The 14,217-nt window shown below is 45.1% G+C and carries 12 protein-coding genes and 1 pseudogene; 5 read left to right on the top strand and 8 right to left on the bottom strand.

From position 1 onward, the window contains the following. The first annotated feature begins 285 nt into the window (after nucleotides 1–285). Complete coding sequence (locus J2I46_RS18490; RefSeq protein ID WP_207330525.1) at nucleotides 286–492, top strand: hypothetical protein; 207 nt, start codon at nucleotides 286–288, stop codon at nucleotides 490–492. A gap of 272 nt (nucleotides 493–764) precedes the next feature. Here J2I46_RS18490 and J2I46_RS18485 read toward each other — a convergent pair whose 3' ends face one another. From J2I46_RS18485 to J2I46_RS18470, 4 genes are all read right to left on the bottom strand, one after another. Continuing rightward, nucleotides 765–1,154: a hypothetical protein gene (locus J2I46_RS18485; protein WP_207330524.1), complete on the bottom strand. Its 390-nt coding sequence runs from the start codon at nucleotides 1,152–1,154 to the stop codon at nucleotides 765–767. Then, nucleotides 1,138–3,882, bottom strand: a complete 2,745-nt coding sequence (gene mobF, locus J2I46_RS18480; protein WP_207330523.1) for a MobF family relaxase — start codon at nucleotides 3,880–3,882, stop codon at nucleotides 1,138–1,140. The genes J2I46_RS18485 and mobF overlap by 17 nt, the downstream gene beginning before the upstream one ends. Nucleotides 3,883–4,050: 168 nt before the next feature. Next, nucleotides 4,051–4,821 carry a hypothetical protein gene (locus J2I46_RS18475; RefSeq protein WP_207330522.1) on the bottom strand — a complete coding sequence of 257 codons (771 nt, stop codon included), beginning with the start codon at nucleotides 4,819–4,821 and terminating at the stop codon, nucleotides 4,051–4,053. A 34-nt stretch (nucleotides 4,822–4,855) separates the two neighbouring features. Next, nucleotides 4,856–6,370, bottom strand: a complete 1,515-nt coding sequence (locus J2I46_RS18470; RefSeq protein ID WP_207330521.1) for a type IV secretory system conjugative DNA transfer family protein — start codon at nucleotides 6,368–6,370, stop codon at nucleotides 4,856–4,858. A 1,528-nt stretch (nucleotides 6,371–7,898) separates the two neighbouring features. Here J2I46_RS18470 and J2I46_RS18465 point away from each other — a divergent pair. From J2I46_RS18465 to J2I46_RS18445, 4 genes are all read left to right on the top strand, one after another. Then, on the top strand, nucleotides 7,899–8,291 hold the full coding sequence (locus J2I46_RS18465) for a hypothetical protein (RefSeq protein WP_207330520.1): 393 nt from the start codon (nucleotides 7,899–7,901) through the stop codon (nucleotides 8,289–8,291). A gap of 49 nt (nucleotides 8,292–8,340) precedes the next feature. Continuing rightward, complete coding sequence (locus J2I46_RS33345) at nucleotides 8,341–8,970, top strand: HigA family addiction module antitoxin (protein ID WP_310589048.1); 630 nt, start codon at nucleotides 8,341–8,343, stop codon at nucleotides 8,968–8,970. 90 nt (nucleotides 8,971–9,060) lie between these two features. After that, nucleotides 9,061–9,705 (top strand): hypothetical protein, encoded by a 645-nt coding sequence (locus tag J2I46_RS18450; RefSeq protein ID WP_229379830.1) that lies wholly within the window; start codon nucleotides 9,061–9,063, stop codon nucleotides 9,703–9,705. A gap of 4 nt (nucleotides 9,706–9,709) precedes the next feature. Further along, nucleotides 9,710–10,585 carry a ComEC/Rec2 family competence protein gene (locus J2I46_RS18445; RefSeq protein ID WP_207330518.1) on the top strand — a complete coding sequence of 292 codons (876 nt, stop codon included), beginning with the start codon at nucleotides 9,710–9,712 and terminating at the stop codon, nucleotides 10,583–10,585. A gap of 172 nt (nucleotides 10,586–10,757) precedes the next feature. Here the strand turns inward: J2I46_RS18445 and J2I46_RS18440 are convergent, their stop codons facing one another. From J2I46_RS18440 to J2I46_RS18425, 4 genes and pseudogenes are all read right to left on the bottom strand, one after another. Beyond that, on the bottom strand, nucleotides 10,758–12,014 hold the full coding sequence (locus J2I46_RS18440; RefSeq protein ID WP_207330517.1) for a hypothetical protein: 1,257 nt from the start codon (nucleotides 12,012–12,014) through the stop codon (nucleotides 10,758–10,760). A gap of 483 nt (nucleotides 12,015–12,497) precedes the next feature. Further along, nucleotides 12,498–12,917: pseudogene (locus tag J2I46_RS18435) on the bottom strand (transposase family protein); the annotation flags it as partial. Nucleotides 12,918–12,943: 26 nt separating this feature from the next. Beyond that, nucleotides 12,944–13,141, bottom strand: coding sequence for a hypothetical protein (locus J2I46_RS18430; RefSeq protein ID WP_207330515.1), 198 nt, complete (start codon nucleotides 13,139–13,141; stop codon nucleotides 12,944–12,946). A gap of 310 nt (nucleotides 13,142–13,451) precedes the next feature. Then, on the bottom strand, nucleotides 13,452–14,207 hold the full coding sequence (locus tag J2I46_RS18425) for a LytR/AlgR family response regulator transcription factor (RefSeq protein ID WP_229379829.1): 756 nt from the start codon (nucleotides 14,205–14,207) through the stop codon (nucleotides 13,452–13,454). Nucleotides 14,208–14,217 lie beyond the last annotated feature (10 nt).

The following is a 14,217-nucleotide window of genomic DNA, read 5'->3' as shown; positions in this document are numbered from 1 at the left end:
TGATTAGTAAACAACCGTTCATTTGGTTTAACCGAATGTGTTGTCTGGTTGCCGTTATTTCCGTTTCAATCAATTAAGCTCCTTTGTTGTCGGTTGATGTACAATGTCAGCTTAGCCCAACCACCCGTAACGACGCTTATCCCTCCTTTTTGACCCGTCAAAAAGGCTCTGACGACTCAGGCACAAATAGACAATACGCATCGATTTGTGCCTTCGGGGAGCTGTCACGGCCAGCCGGGCCTGTGTTCGCTTCCATCATCAACAACAAACAAAGGAGATTTGCTGATGACAACTCAAACCGAAACCACGTCCAAAGCCCCAACCCATACGGTTTACATGGTGAAACTCAAGGACGGCGCAGATAAGCCGGACTGGATCAGAGTCGGGGCGGCTTGGGAACATGGTGATAAGGACGGCTTGAATCTGTCTTTATCGATTCTGGGCCAAGACATTCCGGTCACCATCCGTAAGAACAAGCCTAAAACGGACTAAGTCAACCAAGCCGGGCAGTGATAAACTGCCCGGCTTTACTTTAAGCCAATTCCGTAACAGAACAATTCTGTTTCACTGGATCTCAATGACTCAACTGGTTCTATCAGGGCAACTTTGATGCTCTGGTAACTCACCGTCAGGAGCGCGATCAAGAAAGACCCCAAAATGTCTAAAGCGAAAACGCCAATAAAGATTGTCCACTTTTGGAAAGTTTAGACCACGAGTGATCGCTTTTATACATCCATTGTTTAGATACATGGCTGTGAACTTCATCAATTTTCTGTGATGAGCTTAATGTCTACCACGATTGGGACTTGGGTCTCGTCCGTCAGCGCATAGCGGGCATCTTGGACTGTCACAATACGCGGTAGATGGTCAAGCAGTGCCATGAATAGCGATTCCAGATGGTAGCCAGACAGGCTGACCTGATGAGACGAAAAATTAAGCTTGATCAGATTCTGCTCCGCGTTTGGCTCAAACTCCGTGGCAATTAAGTAGGCGTAATTGAAAAATGCTTTTTTCCCGTCGGGCCAAGCAAAGCAGATGTTGCGGATGTGCCCTGCTGTTGCGTAGAGTTGAGCCATATCCTGACCACTCTCATTCACCGAGGTCGGGTCATTCTCGCGCATCTGGTCAAAACGCAATTTAAAGCCTTGGTTCATGATCGCGGTCTTTAGGACGGTTTGGCGTTAGTTTATCGACAGGCTTGCTTTTCGGCTCAACGGTTTGTGCCGGTTTATTATGCAACTGGTGCTTGATCGTCTCCATTGTTAGATTTTTTCGCTTCACTAATTCTAAAGCGGACTGACGCTCCCCCAAGCGGGACGCCTGCATGAGTAGCTGCTCCTTGTCATCGGTGTAAATGCGCGCCCGATCCCGGCCCCGCGACACTGACACATACAATTGCTTGGCATCAGTCGCCGCAAACGTAGAAGCAGGCTGTGAGATAAATACCTCATCCACCGTTTTGCCTTGCGCAGCGTGCGAGGTAATGCAATAGGCGTGCGCGATATGACCGTAGCTCTTATCCAGCCTATACGTGGCTTTGCTGATGGTATTACGCAGCACCACATCACCCTGCTTGCTGACTGAAACCACGTCTAACAACTGGCCGTTATTCAGCCGATTTTTGTCCTGGTCAAAGCCGTTCCGGGTAATGCGGACAGCATCCCTCTTTGCTAGGCTGATCTCCGATTTGTGATATACATCATAATCCCGACTATTGGTTAAGGGCAGGGGAATGGTTTGCTGCTCGTCATTTTGGATCAGGACGCCTTTATCCGTACTGCTGGCCACCGTCCACACGCTTCCCCGCCCGATACCCGGGCGGTTCTGGTTGAACTGAATGATTTGTCCGACCTGCAAATTGCGCCAGTCACCCTTTTGCGCTTCCGTCAGATTGAGACTGGACAACCGGTCAGCTTTAATCTCCCGCTTGCCCAGCATGCCACTGGCTTTCAGCTTCTGGCGGATGGAATCGGTCACCTCATCCCCTTGCTTGTGGGTTGGGGATACAACCAGAGCTGATTTCCCCTTTCGTCTGGCCTCCACATAATCTTTAACTAACGCTTCATTGGGTTTGAGTGGATCAATGCTTTGAATTGATCCCATGCTGTCCAGTTTTATAAAAGCACTGCTCACATCCCCTTTGGAAAGATCTTCTACCGCAGCGCGATAAGGCGCATGACGCTGGCGGTAAATCTTGCTGACCTCAGCCGTTTGAATGCCACCCACCGTATTAAGAATGCGTAACGCGTCACCGCGAATGACGCTGGCGTGCTGGCGGGTATCCCCACCTAGGATGAGCCGTGCATTCTGCTGTGTGGCCAACTCAAGCAGGGCACTCATGTCTTTTGTCCCTAATAGGCCAGCCTCATCAACCCACAAAATCTGCCCTGCCAACATCTGCTGGCGGGCTTTGTCATGGAGCAGATTGGCAACCGTGTTGGCGGCTGCAAACCCTTCGTTACGCAAGACGCCCCGAGCAGCTTCAGCCGTGGGAGCAACAACTGTCACGTGCTTGCCTGCCTTTTCCATCCAATTGATGGCTTCGCCCATCAACGTCGTTTTACCCGACCCGGCCACACCCCGGATAATGGAAACGCGGTGCGGGGTCGTCAGGACATGGTTTACCGCAGCGGCCTGTTGTCCATCCAGTGTCAGGTCGGGAGCCTGCGTATAAAGTGGCTTCAGCTTGCCTTGTCCCTGCTGGGCCAGTCTGACCATGCGTTGTTCTTCCGACAGCACCTCGCGGGTTGTACACATAGTTCGTCCACTATCCTGCACATGAATCAATCGCGCGTCATTTGTAAGCTGCTCGGTAATGCCATCAAGGGTTACATTTTTGTGACCCAAGGCCTGCCGGTAAGCTGTTACCAGTAACCGACGGTTCTGCTTGACAGACGCTCGTTCAAAGTCATGTTGCAGAGCATGATCCACACATTGTTCAGGGGTCAGTATGCTTGGTTCTTTCGTCGGGGCATAACGTAAAATACGCTTCCCCGCCTCCTGATCGTCCTGCTTCAGTTCACTGATCTGCCGCCGCCACTCCGTTTTGAGCTCGGCCATTGAATGCCCTTTCTGTTTTTTAGCGCGTGTCCGGGCTCCCAGTTCATCCAACTGGTTGGGGTCAGTAATCCCTTTTTCTTTGGCAACCCGGCCAATCTCATCGGTCCGCTTGGAAAACAGATCAATGACCTTTTGGGGCACCCCTTCCACCTCAAATGATTGAGTCGTCCGGCGAACCTGATACCCCTGTTCGATCAACTTGTCCGACAGCCGTTTGTGAAACCGGGCATGGTAGTAAGGCAAATCCAGATAGATATCGCGGAGGCGGGCCGACTTGATCTGCTGCTCGGTGTCATCCCAGGTGGCATTAAAGATGAAGCAATGCGCATGCAGATGCGGATCAGGTAACTGCCCATCGACGGGCCGGGCCGTCTGGTGCACAAATTCACTGTACAGTAGTTCACCCGTTACCCGCTCATCCTGGGCTTTGTCCTTCCGAACCCGTGTTTTGACATCCTGCTCTATATCGTCCATCGTTTGCCGGACACTCTCGCGAAACGCATCCAGAATGTGATCGTCATTCGACAGGCCGTGCAGGATGCTCACCGACTTAGGCACATGGAAATTACAGTCCCAGCCCGTCACCCGATTGTCTTTTGTCCGGGGTGTTAAAGCCTCTCCAGTCCCCGGGTTCAGGTTTTCGCATAGGGCAAAAAACGTGTCTTTGAAGACGGGACCAGCCAGCCCTAACCGATCAGCTAGTTTCCCGCGCATCTGTCCTTGCAGCTCCTGATCGTTCAGGTAATAGTCCGCTTTAGAAAGCGCATCGGAAAAGTACGCTTTGGCATGGGCGGCTGAACTGGCTTGAATGAGTCTGATCATGCGGTGATCAGTTTACACTGGTTGTTTGTTACCCCGCACCGGATTGGTCTTTCGTTTGATGTAGTGCATCACTAGTAACGTTGTTCAGTACGAGGAGCAGTGCAGGGTGGAATGATAGGACCGGTTAATCAGTTAGCATCAGACCTATGCCCTTAGCACAGCCTAAGGCTACATGGCTTCGACGATTTCGTCATCCGCTACAAACAGGTTAGCCATCTGCCGCCGCGCATCTGGGTCAGCTGGACGACGGCCATAGAAATTGAACCCCCGTGATTCTTCCGGACTAGTATCGTTGATAAAGGCATTGACAAGCTCCTCGTTACAGATGCGCTCATCGATCTTATCCATTAAAAAATTATCACCCTCCGTGTAAGCGGCTATATAACTGAACGAGTAAAAGATACTACAGATTAATAGGACGAAGCCGATAGGCTGAGTGGAAAACCATAAGACCATTCCTGCAATAAAAAAGAGGCTAGGTTCCAAAACGGTCTCAATTGTGCGCACACTGAAGCGTCGACCGTTAATTTCGAATTCATAAAAAAAACGATTAATGAGGCCTGTTGATAGACTGAACCGGGCAAAATCAAATACGCCGGGCAATCGTTTAATCTCTTCACGCCGTTGAAGAGCACAATAGAAAAAGTAAGCTAGGTAGGCGTACCAAGTCAGATATGACCCCAAAAATGCACTACCATTACTGCCTCCATAAAAACGGCGGGTGCCTTCGATCCATGAAATGGGGGTCAAGGCTAGGATTACGGTGATGATCACTGCCGTCGAAAATTTGAAATACCGTTCTCCGAAATTCCGCCGGATGGGCACCTCCAGCAACATACGCGGCCAGGAACTCAAGCCCAGAAAAAAGGCAAGAAGGGCTTCCTTGATAACGTTGCGCCGACGGTACATTGTTTTGAAATAATGCGTAGAGCGTTTCATAAGTGATTCGATTTAGGGGTTGTGATTGATATGCTTATTTGGGTTGATAGCCTTGATCGAAGGTCATTTTGATGTGGTTAAAGCCACTGGCAAATCCTTCGCCCTGCCTGTGCATGTAGCCTTCCACGCGCAAATTATTTTTGGGGCCACCCGTCCGCAGGCGCACAAATTCTTCGGGACGGACTACCCGTTCCAGTTTCAGTGACCGGCCCCGTGTTTGCGAGAAATTCTGCGACACGGTCACGCTCTCGGATTGGTCTTCAAAAAAGGCTTCCCCAATCAGTTCCGAACCGTACTTGTTGGTCTCGCTATCGGCGTTGGCATGAAAGAGCTTGGTGCCGAGTGTACCCAGAAAGGCCTTGACCCGATAGTCGGATTTTTGACCGCCCATCGACGCGTAGTAATTGGGCAGGTTTTGCGAGATGTAAACGGTAGCCACCCGGCTGCTTCGAGCTGTTGCTTGGAACTCGGCATCCTTCTCATGAATGAAACTTTGGGCCTCATCCGCCCAAAGAAAAACCGGACGGCCATTCTGTCTAACATCGCGCTTCTCCATCGCCCGTTGCCAGACGTATTTGAAGAGAACCTGCACATCCCGACCCACCTTTTGATACTTTTTGACCGGCAGATTGATCAGTATAATTTTACCCGATAAGCTGTCTTCCGGCGTCAGTGTGGATGGGTACCTACAGAAGAGGGAATAAACCGGTTCACGCAGGAGCCGGAAGAGAAACCCGGCAAAGGTGAAGTCAATGACGCTGCGCGTTTTGTCCGACAACGGAATGAAATTGTCAAAGAAGAACTGATCGAGTTGCTTCAGTAAGCGGGCATCGGGAATCGCCTCAATCACCTCCAGTTCAAAAACGGCCTGATCCTGCATCCGTTCCTGATCGACTGGCGGCAGACTGGCAAACCAGGCGTCAATCTGGGTATTCACGTAGGTGCGGGCGGTCTCAAAGGCTAAATGAAAGGGCTTGCCTTTACTCTCCGCAGATTCCATATGTAAGGCTTCACTATTGCTCGGGATGGTCTGCACGATGTTAAACAGGTGCGTTACTGTTACATACCCATATGCCAGCTTACAGAGATCAATAACGTTGAAGATCAACATGTCCAGGGCGGTTTCCCAGAAAGGATCATCACTCTGACCGCCACTTTGTTCCTGGCCCGCCCGAATAACAGTCTTGAGCACATCGACCACGTTATCCGTCAGGTTGTCTTCACCCGACACCTGCGTGGCTTCATAGGTGACAAAATTAAAAAAGTGGTGTCCGCCCGGTTCGATGATCAATAAATCGTCAGTTCGCCCTGTTAGATGACAGAACTCATGCCACATGTCCTTTTCGTCCGGCTTCACCGTAAGCACCAGCCCACCAAAACCGGCCGCGAGGTATTTCAGGGCCAGGAGTCGACCGGACCCGGATGTCTTGCCCGATCCGATGCCACCGAAAATGGCGCAGCCCTCCACGGCATGGCGTACCGTCCAACTACTTTTTGTCGAATTGGACACGAGTTCAATAAGCGGTTGATCCAGATTATATGCATCCATAAAAAGATGTAATGAAATGCTCTGTTCACTAGCTTAAAGTTGGATCGTAAAGGAATGGATAGCCATTCTGCTCATTTTACTCACTACTATCTATCAGTACCGTTAACATCAGTTCAGCTAGCAATAGCCGACTGGCGATAACCAAGACCAATTCGGCGTGGGCCGTAAAAGGACAGACAGAGTTGCAAAGGAGACTATAGACGACCCTGATGGACCTGGCGATTGGTGTTAAGTTTGCAAAAATTGGTATGCTACTTAAGCGGTGCGTGAGTGTATATCAGCGTGCCTAAAATTCCAGCATTGCCTTACGTTAAAGCAACGGGGCATAGAAAACTGATGGACAAGCAGCGCAGTGTCAATACAAGAATCTGATAATCGCGCGGAAGCCGAATCAAACCAATGTCTGACAATAGACTGATTTGATACGACCGTTTGTTCAATCGGCAGCATACGAACAAAATGTTAGGACATCGTGGATAGTCCCTAAAAGTAGAAATTCGATTTATTAACGACATTACATGTATCCGCATCTTTACTAAGCGGTAACCTGCACAGAATCAGAGTGACTAATAGTCGGTGACAGCCCAGCTTTTAGTTTTAATCAGCAGGTTGGCTTTACTTATAACTTGTTCATTTGCCAGGTCTGATTCATAGCTAAATTTCCGAAGTACAGTTGTTTATGGTTACCATTGCCGTAAGAGGTTTAGCTTGATGAATACCTGAACTACACGCCCTAAAGATAGGTTAGAGCTCAGTCTATTGACGTGTACTTCAACACCCTTCCAACCTATATAAATGACAACAGGTGGCCTAATTGGTAGGTACGAAGAAGATCCAGTTCAGGGGGCTGTGTTTTTACCCTATCACCATTAAAGCGATTGCTTCAAGGGACCTATAGAATTATACGCCAATTACTTCTTCAAACTGGTATCTTTACTATATCAACAGGGAGAACCCCTGGTGGTGTGGATAGAAGAGGAAAGCAGCCCAATCATGTTGGTCTGCTTTTTTGTTATAAATCACCCAGCAGAGATCCCCCCCGCCGGGTGGCTGCCATTTATTGGAGTCACTCACGGTTTAGTTCAACTTCTCTTAGAAAGCCAAGACTTTGTATCTGGCTTATAAATTAGGATTCGGTAGAATGGAGGATAAAAATGAGACCGATAGTGTGTTCGAATACCGCCATAAACAGGAGGAAAAGCAACGCCAGCGGGGGCTGATCGAGATGGGCCAGAGCTGATCTAATCAGGCTGTTTTATGCCGTTTGACCCAAGCGATCGTATCGGTCAAGCAATCCTGATCGGAGAGCCACGGCCTGTTAATGTGTTCATATAATGCACCACGCACTGAGGTGGCCACTGATTAATGGGGGATGTCGTGGCCCATTCGTTAGCGAACCCCCACGCGGCTGTGTCGTGGCTGTCATGTTAGCGGGTTTAATGGGTTTACCCGCTTTAAAGTCTATCTTGAATGCCATATTTCCCCTTTGTTATGACTACTGCACCATAACCCGAATCCTATTTTCAACATGTCTATTAACCGGGCGTATGTCGATCTATTAGCGGCACAGGATCAACAGCTTAACAAGCTGCACCAAGATCATTATGTGGCTTGTGAACGTATCAAGCAGATGCAGCAAGAGCACTTTGATCAAACCAAATATGCCGTAGAGTTAGAACGGCTGGAAAAGGCCCACGCGCAGGAGGTCAAAGCTGTTAAAGCCCGTTTTGAAAAAGAAAAACAAGTGCTTCTAAAAGAGACACCCACCCCGGAGCGTAAACTAGAGCCGGAGAAACCACCCGCCCCGGAGATATCGGACAATCAGGATTTGATGACTGAAATGATGGTGGCCAAATACCGCCGTAAACAGCAGGAGCGACAACAACAGAAAGGGTATGACCGCGACGGGCCAGAGCTGTGAATTAAAGTTTATGGTTGTAACGCGTAACGTTATGCGTTATCATTGAGTTATGATAGATAGTTTTCATCATAAAGGTTTGCGCCATTTCTTTGAACATGATGACCCATCAAAGCTGCAACCCCATCATGTCGAGAAAATCCGCCGCATCCTTTATAAGCTGAATGAAGCCACAGAGATTAACGATATGAACATTGTCGGCTGGGGTTTGCACCCACTATCAGGCAATTACAAAGGCTTTTGGGCTGTGAAAGTGAACGGTAATTGGCGGATCATCTTCCGGTTTGCTAATGCCACCGCATCGGACGTTGATTATTCAGATTACCATCAAAAGGAGGACGAGATGATAAAGAGAGGTATGAGACCGCCCCACGCCGGTTCAATGTTGCGTGATATGATGGAAGGCATCATGGAAGAAACCGGGCAAGAATTGACCATCCGCGAAGTGGCCAAGGGATTAGGAACAACGCCTAAAACCTTATCAAATATCTTGAACGAACATCAAGGTATTAGCTCTGAAATGGCTATTCGTTTGGCGGAAGCGTTCGGTTCAACGCCTGACTTTTGGCTGAAATTGCAGCGTGACTACGATCTATGGCATGCCGACAAGAAAGTAGACCGCTCCAATATTCAGCATTTTTGGCCTGTCCAAGGCCAAGGGATGCAACCGTCAATTGTTTAATATCTTCAAGAAAGGTGTATACGTTAGTCAATGTTCGATAACTATTCTCTTAGATCTCGCCTCGCGCCAACTACATTAACTGCTTTACCTTTGGTAGCAGTATATAAGTATATTGGAAGTCCATACATTGATGACTATATGAACGAAATAATTCCATTGTTTCCTATTATAGAAGGTGTAAGTTTTTTTGTTGCTATAGTTCTACTTTTAGTACAAGTGAATAGACAGTTATCGAAAGAGTTTTTACAAAAACCTTATTTTCAAGGAGAAATAAGAATGCCCACAACTGACTTTTTGTTACATATTAATAATGAATTTTCAAATGAATATAAAAATCAGATACGATCTAAAATTAGTGGTTATTTTGGAATGACAATGCTTACGAAGACTGAAGAAAGTGTTGATGAAGTCAAAGCTAGATTTTTAATAAAGGAAGCAGTTAGTCAAATAAGAGCTGTATTGAGAGATAACGAATTACTTTTAAAGCATAATATAGAGTACGGTGGAGTTAGAAATTTTCTTGGAGGTTGCATACAAGCTATTTTCTTTAGCGTAGTCCTTTTAATTAAATCTGTGTTTTTCCCATACAGCCAGAATTTAATAATAGTTTCTATGCTTTTTCTTGTAGTTTATGTAGGCTTTTTGATTTCCGGAAAAAAGATTATCATTTTATATAGTAATGACTACGCAAAAGTTCTTTACCAGCAGTTTATGAATCATACTAAACAACCTTAAAATAATGGCTTCTAATTCAGTAGAAATGGTATTTTGGGATGTCCAGCACGGGCATGCAACCTATATCAAAACTCCAAATGGCAAGCATATCGTTGTTGATTTGGGTATTGGTGACTATGACACGCGAAATCAAAATTTCAGTCCTCTGTTACAGCTAAAAAATCATTGGGGTGTAAAACAACTTGATCGGCTCATTATATCTCACCCTCACTTAGATCATATTGATGATATACTAAACGTAGGGGGACTCTATCCTAAAGTAGTTTTGCTGCCAGCTCACTTGACACGTAATGAGATAATGGCAGGTGCTAGAGCTGTAGATAGACCTAAATTTAGCATGTATTGTGATATCGCAGATACGTATAGCAATCCAATAACTAGTGACAGCCCTGAATACGTTGGAAATATTGATAATTGGGGTGGTCTTAGAATGAATCATTTTGTACCTACAACGTGTAACCATAACAATTTCAATAACCATAGTATTGTATCGGTGTTTGAATATGCAGGTATGAAAGTAGTTATACCAGGAGACAACGAAACGCCATCTTTTGAGGAGTTATTTAAACAACCAGGTTTTATTGAAAGGATAAGTAACGCTGATATTTTGTTAGCCCCACATCATGGACGTGAATCCGGCTATAATGCCGAATTTGTTTCTCTTGTTAATCCAAGGCTTACTATCGTTTCTGATGGTCGTTTTTGTGATACGAGTGCCAATGATCGATACTCACGAAAAAGTCGTGGCTGGGGGATATATAAGAATAATGTGGAGGTTCAGAGAAAATGCTTGACTACTAACTCAGATAAGGAGATATACGTAAATTTTGGTTTTAATGATTCAGGAGAAGGGCGGTTTTTAAATGTGCGCATAAAATAGGTCTGCCAATGTTGGGTCATTGATATTTATTTTGTCGCCTTTTGTAAAAGTATAGACGCTGTTAGATCATTCGGCTCATAGCTTCTTTTCATCGTTAGAATCATAACAAAAGGAGAACCCATTAGTAGGTTCTCCTTTTGTTATGCTCATGTCTTAAGGCTGATTGTGAGATTTACAGCTTCTCGATCATTGCTTGATAAAGCTTACTACGCCAGAAATTTCGTGAGACTATATCATCATGTTCAAATAAATCATCGACTTCTCTGAGCATATCAAACAGCATAAATGTATTATCAACATTTATTCTTGTCAGTATCTTGAGGATTTTATCTTTATATACCTTAAATTCTTCTTTCTTAGCTCTTCTTACCTTTTCGGCAATAAAGACCTTCACATCATCTGGATTTCTAATAGAAGAAATCTTTTTAGAATCTTCACTTACTTGTTCAATAAAAAAATCAATAAGCTTTGGAAGATGCTCTATTTTCTCAAGCACATTTGCTACACTTCCCCTGTGAGCATAAGTCAATAAGTCCACTGGGCTTGTATCGGGCTCTTTCTTTATCCCTCTAGGCCTTAAATATATTTCGCTTTCTTTACTATCGTCTGTGTAAATGAGCTTAACTAATCCATTAAAGGATACAGCATTTCTTTTAATCTCATCATTTTCCAAGATCAGATTAAAAGACAAGCTTAGTTTATCATCAATTTTATTTTTGCTATTAAGGGTGAAAGAGACATATAGCGTAGAGTCGTCTACGCTGTAATTGTCAATATAAATCTCGCTTTCTTTGTTTTCAGCGTATTTATCCAAAGCCATGATTGCTACGAATACAGAGAAATTTATTCCATACTCTTTGTAATCTCCGACAGATGTAACAGCTCTTAAATAGAACTTGTCTTCGGCTTTGTTATAGACAGTTCTAAGTCGCTTTTCATTTGCATTGTTTATATTTTTTCTTTTAAGATAGTCTTTTATTACATCTATAAGGTCATCATAGCTTTTGTCACGGCAATAGTTGGCGAACTTACTGAGATCGTAAATATCTAACAAATCGCTCTTTGCTGAATATTTAGTTTCTACTGAAAGCATATCTGATTTAGTCTTATTTATTACAAATTCGTCTTCAATGTTGACTATTTCGAATATAGCTTTCTCCTTTTCTAGCATTTTGTCCAAGTAAATGTCCTTGACCCTACTTCTCAAATTGACTTTGACGCATTGACTGTCAAGAAGAGAGATTGCGTTAATCAACTGTTTGGAGTTGCCGATTTTTATTACTCTCGATTCGTCTTCTACTTTAAAAAGATCAAGCAAATCATCTTTATAGGTGTCTGCTGCATCTAACACTCTCGTTAGCTGCCGTTGTGTTAAAAAGCTGTCAGAAGCATACTCATTCGACCGCATTGTCTGTCTTTCCAGTATCATATTGTTTGGTTTAAGTCACTTGTGAGAGTGAAAGTTTTACAAACTGCAATATAGCGATATACTTATGTTGTTATACTTAATGGTTAAGTAATACTCCTTATCGCACATCTCTTTATCAATATGAGCCTTCAAATGTGAGTGGTTCGTAGGTGATTTTTTTAGTTAAAGCATCTCTCTTTCAATTACATTGCTAGTACGGTTTGTCACAATATAAACGTTCGTTTATTTTAAGACAACTTGGGTTCGTAGCTGGTTTAGATCTATGAAGGGCAAACCTGTATCGCCCGAAAGGAGCGTTATTTGAGATAATTATACAGATACAAGTTTTGAGTTTTCTCTGATTGTACTATCTTTTACCAGACGATGTTTCTTACTTTTCTGTCCAGTAAAAAGTAGCAAGTTCAAGAGGCCACATATCCAAAATCGAATACAGCACAACCGGCCGTAGGTCGTTAGTAGACATGTTGCAACGGTGATTGTCAGTTAGTTACTCAAAATAAAATTCCACAGACCAGCACAAATTAATAGTGATAACTCATACAAACTTGCCTTGTGTGTGCGTAGTCGATCACTTAGATAGCGGTAGCGTTTTAAGCCGCCAATGGCGTGTTCGACACGAATTCGGGTTGAACTCTTAGTTTGATTATCCGCCTTTTCTTCCGACGTTAATTGGCCACCTTTCGGTTTCTTCTTAGGCTGACTAACTGATTGACAATCATAGTCCTTTACGATTCCCTGATAGCCTAAATCTACTTCAATAGAGAGTTCAGAAAACCAGGGTTGGTCGGGCGGGAAGTGGTACTTTAACTGTCGATAATCATGATGCTTACCCTGCCAAGCTTTGCTTACATAGTGAATATAGCGATCAGCTGTGCCCAAGATTAATGACTTGACCGTATGGGCTTTTTTTTGCCGCTGTACATGCCCTCCTAGTAGTTGGGATCGGCCGGCCGCTGGGTACGTTGTTCTGTTGCATCAATCAGCAGAGGGCCTTTATCCTGGAAGTAAGCTTTGAAGCTTTCGGCGTTGTCAAAATGGGTCTTAGGCAAGTGGCCAGACTGGCTAAGAGCGGTTTTCATTAAGGCCAGCCCGATATCCTGATTGCGCTTAGCTGTCGAGCCATCCATACCGGTAGTAAGGCCTAGTAAGTCAAAGGTAAGGCCTGATTTTAACCGGGCCGCCGGAGCGGGAGAATAAAGTAAATAACAACAAGTCTTCGTAGCTATTAAGCACTGGCTCGTCGGGGCATTGCTGCTGGCGTTGCTCAAGGCTTTGTCCGTAAAGCTGTTGGTAAGCGGCGGGAAACAGAGCCAGTAGTTTAGTAAACCGTATTTGATCTAATCCCGTAGCCGCTCGCCACTGGCGATCAGTGCGTAAGTCCGCTGTTGAAAACTTCATTTTACAAAATTAACCCGTTGCAACAACTCTAGTATAAAGCTAGCCTGTGTGCGGCTGACGGGCACGAATGATTTGTAGAACTTCGTCTCGATACGTCTCTCCAATAGGGAGACGCTTATTACGGATATAGATTAAATGCCCATCAATAGACTCGATCTTATCTAGAGCAACAATATAAGACCGGTGAATTCGAATAAAAGGAGGACAAGGCAACTGGCTTAAGAGATCCTTCAAACTGCAATAGCTAATTAGACGATCCGTCGTTAGCTGAACGGAAACATAATTTTTTAGGCCTTCGACAAAGTGAATATCGGCATGATTCACGCGCACATATTTGTTCTTGGTATCCCCTTTTAGAAATAAGTATGTCGGTTCAGCCACAAGCGTTGATGGCACTACCAAAGACGGCGGAGCGTGCGTTGCCTCTGCAGATATAAAGAAAGGGAGCAACTTTTGAACACTCCTTAAAAAACGCTCGAAGGAGATCGGCTTCAATAAGTAATCAATCACATCGTTCTCATACCCATCTAACGCATATTCGGAATAGGCCGTCGTCAGAATCACTTTACAGCGGCTACCACACAAGCGTAACAACTGTAACCCTGTGAGTTCAGGCATCTGAATGTCTAGAAACAGGACATCGACTTGGTCCGTTTGACAAAAGCGCAGGGCTTCGAGGGGGTTGGTAGTCGTTTTGACTAGCTTTAGGAAAGGCACTTGTTGAATATAGTCGGCCAACAACGTTAAGGCGTACTCTTCATCATCGACGGCTAAACAACGGATCAAGGGCAACATAAAAAGTAGA

This window comes from Fibrella forsythiae (assembly GCF_017353175.1).
GTDB classification, from domain to species: domain Bacteria; phylum Bacteroidota; class Bacteroidia; order Cytophagales; family Spirosomataceae; genus Fibrella; species Fibrella forsythiae.
This window is presented reverse-complemented; position numbering and strand designations above follow the sequence as displayed.

Excerpts from the sequence above, each read along its gene's own strand:
- J2I46_RS33345 (WP_310589048.1), top strand. The coding sequence starts at position 8,341 with ATGATAGATAGTTTTCATCATAAAGGTTTGCGCCATTTCTTTGAACAT.
- J2I46_RS18485 (WP_207330524.1), bottom strand. The coding sequence starts at position 1,154 with ATGAACCAAGGCTTTAAATTGCGTTTTGACCAGATGCGCGAGAATGAC.
- J2I46_RS18445 (WP_207330518.1), top strand. The coding sequence starts at position 9,710 with ATGGCTTCTAATTCAGTAGAAATGGTATTTTGGGATGTCCAGCACGGG.
- J2I46_RS18475 (WP_207330522.1), bottom strand. The coding sequence starts at position 4,821 with ATGAAACGCTCTACGCATTATTTCAAAACAATGTACCGTCGGCGCAAC.
- J2I46_RS18470 (WP_207330521.1), bottom strand. The coding sequence starts at position 6,370 with ATGGATGCATATAATCTGGATCAACCGCTTATTGAACTCGTGTCCAAT.
- mobF (WP_207330523.1), bottom strand. The coding sequence starts at position 3,882 with ATGATCAGACTCATTCAAGCCAGTTCAGCCGCCCATGCCAAAGCGTAC.
- J2I46_RS18430 (WP_207330515.1), bottom strand. The coding sequence starts at position 13,141 with ATGGATGGCTCGACAGCTAAGCGCAATCAGGATATCGGGCTGGCCTTA.
- J2I46_RS18465 (WP_207330520.1), top strand. The coding sequence starts at position 7,899 with ATGTCTATTAACCGGGCGTATGTCGATCTATTAGCGGCACAGGATCAA.
- J2I46_RS18490 (WP_207330525.1), top strand. The coding sequence starts at position 286 with ATGACAACTCAAACCGAAACCACGTCCAAAGCCCCAACCCATACGGTT.
- J2I46_RS18425 (WP_229379829.1), bottom strand. The coding sequence starts at position 14,207 with ATGTTGCCCTTGATCCGTTGTTTAGCCGTCGATGATGAAGAGTACGCC.
- J2I46_RS18440 (WP_207330517.1), bottom strand. The coding sequence starts at position 12,014 with ATGATACTGGAAAGACAGACAATGCGGTCGAATGAGTATGCTTCTGAC.